This window comes from Vulcanococcus sp. DEBay_Sum22DG08_74 (genome assembly GCF_017852955.1).
In the GTDB taxonomy this organism is placed as follows: Bacteria; Cyanobacteriota; Cyanobacteriia; order PCC-6307; family Cyanobiaceae; genus Vulcanococcus.
Map to the genome: position 1 here is coordinate 1 of NZ_JAFMKL010000167.1, position 2,703 is coordinate 2,703.

The 2,703-nt window shown below is 65.9% G+C and carries 3 protein-coding genes; all 3 read right to left on the minus strand.

What is annotated here, in order from left to right:
* On the minus strand, window positions 1–1,066 hold a 1,066-nt coding region (locus QZ184_RS11245; RefSeq protein WP_296419704.1), incomplete at its 3' end, for a GAF domain-containing SpoIIE family protein phosphatase.
* A 63-nt stretch (window positions 1,067–1,129) separates the two neighbouring features.
* On the minus strand, window positions 1,130–2,596 hold the full coding sequence (ftsY, locus tag QZ184_RS11250; RefSeq protein WP_296419706.1) for a signal recognition particle-docking protein FtsY: 1,467 nt from the start codon (window positions 2,594–2,596) through the stop codon (window positions 1,130–1,132).
* An 8-nt stretch (window positions 2,597–2,604) separates the two neighbouring features.
* Window positions 2,605–2,703 (minus strand): transcription antitermination factor NusB (locus QZ184_RS11255; RefSeq protein ID WP_296419709.1); only part of this gene is annotated, 99 nt, incomplete at its 5' end.

The window sequence follows — 2,703 nt, forward strand, 5'->3', positions numbered from 1 at the left end:
CGTACTCCGCCTCGCTCTGCAGACCGATCAGCAGACCCGGTGCATCCAGGCGTTCGACCGCGTGGCGAATCCGCCGCCAGATCAAGGGCGGGTTGTGGGCCGCGTTGGCGTAGCGCAGCAGCCGGGTGCGGGGGTCGAAGTCGGAATAGAAGAGGGTGACAAAGCGATGGGACTGGGCCAGATCCTCCTGAGCCAATTGGTTCAGGTCGTGGAGAATCTGATCGGGGGGCAAGCCGCTGGAGACCTCGGCCCGGAGCATGCCCCGCAGCAGCGTCATCAACAGGCCCGCAGGGACCCCCTTGCCCATCACATCGCCAATCACCAGGGCCCAACGCCCCTGCTCCCGCTGGCGGCCAATCAGCTGGGGCCGGGTGGGAATGAAATCGAAGTAATCGCCGCCCACTTCAAAGGCAGGCCGGCAGCGCGCGGCCAATTCCACCCCCTCGATCACGGGGCAGTGGTCTGGGAGCAATTGGGCCTGGATTTCACCGCCGGTGGAGAGCTGGCGATCGAGGCGCTCATGGCGCCGGGCCTCCTGCAGCAACTGATCCCCCTCCACCGCAACCCCGGCGAGGTCCGCCACGAGTTGGACATGGCGGCGGTGACTCTCGCTCCAGCTCAGGCCTGCCTTGGAACCGAAGACATACAGGCGGCCGCGAACACGACTACGAGCGGCAAGGGAGGTGGCGACCAAGGGACGATCCGCCAACTGCCGGCGCACCAGAGCATCCAGCAGTTGAGCCACAGCCTCATCGCCGGAGGCCTGCTGCAGCTGCTCATCCGAAAGCGTTGCCAACTGCCGCAACAACTCGGGGTGACTGCCATGGAGCTGCTCGCGCCAAAGCCGACCCTCGGGGTGGAAGACCACCAGCACTGCCCCTTCCGCCTCCACCAAGCGCGTCGCCACGAGGGGGACCAACTCCAGGAAGCGCTCCAGGTTGGTGAAGCTGCGCAGGGCAAAGGCCAACGACGCCAGCAGCTCCTGATTGCGGCGCTGCTCCTTGCCCAGGCTGTCCAGCAGTTGACGCAGTGAAGCGACGGCGGATGCCGGCTTCAGGGAGCCCACTCCGCCGGGATGAGAGTGATAGGCAGGCGGCAAGTTGCTCACTTGCGCGCAAGATAGCCGCGTTTATTTGGCCAGCAGGGCCTCGACGAACTCGAAGCTGTTGAAGGGCCTCAAATCACGGATCCCTTCGCCCGCACCGATAAAGCGGATCGGTAACCCCGCTTCCGAGGAAACCGCCAAGGCGACGCCGCCGCGCGAACTGCCATCGAGCTTGGTCAGCACGACACCGGTCAAACCAGCCGCCTGGGCGAAGGCCATGGCCTGTTTCAAGCCGTTCTGACCCTGGCTGGCGTCGAGCACCAGCAGGGACTGCACCTCGGCATCCGGCGCCAGCTTGTCGACGATCCGGCGCACCTTGGTGAGCTCCTCCATCAGGTTGTGCTTGGTCTGCAGACGACCTGCGGTGTCTACCAAAACCAGATCCGTGCCCTTGGCCTGAGCCGCACCGATCGCGTCGTAGACCACCGCCGCAGGATCAGCATTCGCGGAGGGGTTGGAGACCACCGTGACGCCACTGCGCTCACCCCACACCTGAACCTGTTGCACCGCCGCGGCCCGGAAGGTGTCAGCCGCGGCGATCAGGCAGCTGTAGCCACTTCGGATCGCCAGGTTGGCGAGCTTGCCCAGGGTGGTGGTTTTACCGACCCCGTTCACCCCGACCATCAACCAGACGTTCAGGCGGCCGCGCTCGGGAGCGAGTAACGCGGTACCGCTGGCCTTGATGGGCTGATCAAGCAGACCCTTCAGCTGGTCTTTGAGGAAGCGAATGCCCTCCTCGGGCTCGACGACTTCCTCGTTCAAGCGCTTGCGCAGGGCCTCCAGGACCTGATCGGTGGCTTGCACCCCGACATCAGCCCGCAGCAAGAGTGATTCGAGGTCGTCGAGAACCTCTGGGGTCAGCGGGTCGTCGCCGAGGGTGTCGAGCAACTGGGTGACGAAGCCCTGGCGGGTCTTCTCCATGCCCCGGCGCAGGCGCCCCAGCCAGTCGATTTCCTCAAGGGAAATGTCGGAGAGCTGGCGGCCCTGGGCGGCCAACACCTCGGCCGACCAGGTGAAGTCCTCATCGAAATCCCCCAGGCTTGGAGCCGCCTCATCGGTCGCCGCTGGAGTCGGTTCGACGGGAGCGGCCGGGGTCTCAATCGCCCGCTCCAGCTGCTCCTGCTGACGCTGGGCCCGCTGGGCTGCTGCCTGCTCCAGCAAGGACAAGCCGGCAGCAGGCTCGGGGATCTTGGCGGCCTGAACGGGATCAGGAGTCGAGACCGGTGTGGACTCCGCCGGGGGTGTTGGTTCGGGTTGTGGCTCAGCAGCAGCGGCGGCTTCTTGCTTCTGCGCTTCCTGCTGGGCCTTCAGGCGGGCATAGGCCTGGCGCGCCCAATCAAGAGCGTCCTGATCGATGTCTGAGGGCTCCGCAGCTGCAGGAGTGGGAGCGGCAGGGGCCTCGTCCTGGGCAGGGGGCTCAGCGGCCTGTTCCGGCTGGGGATCCTGGGGGTTCTGAGGGGCCGCGCTGCGATTGAACCAGTCGTAAACCATGCCGTCTCTCAGCTCTTGGCGGGGGCGTTGGTGAAACGACGCAGCACGCCGTTGATCATGCGGCGGCCCTGCTCATCGCTGTAGCGGTTGGCCAACTCCACCGCCTC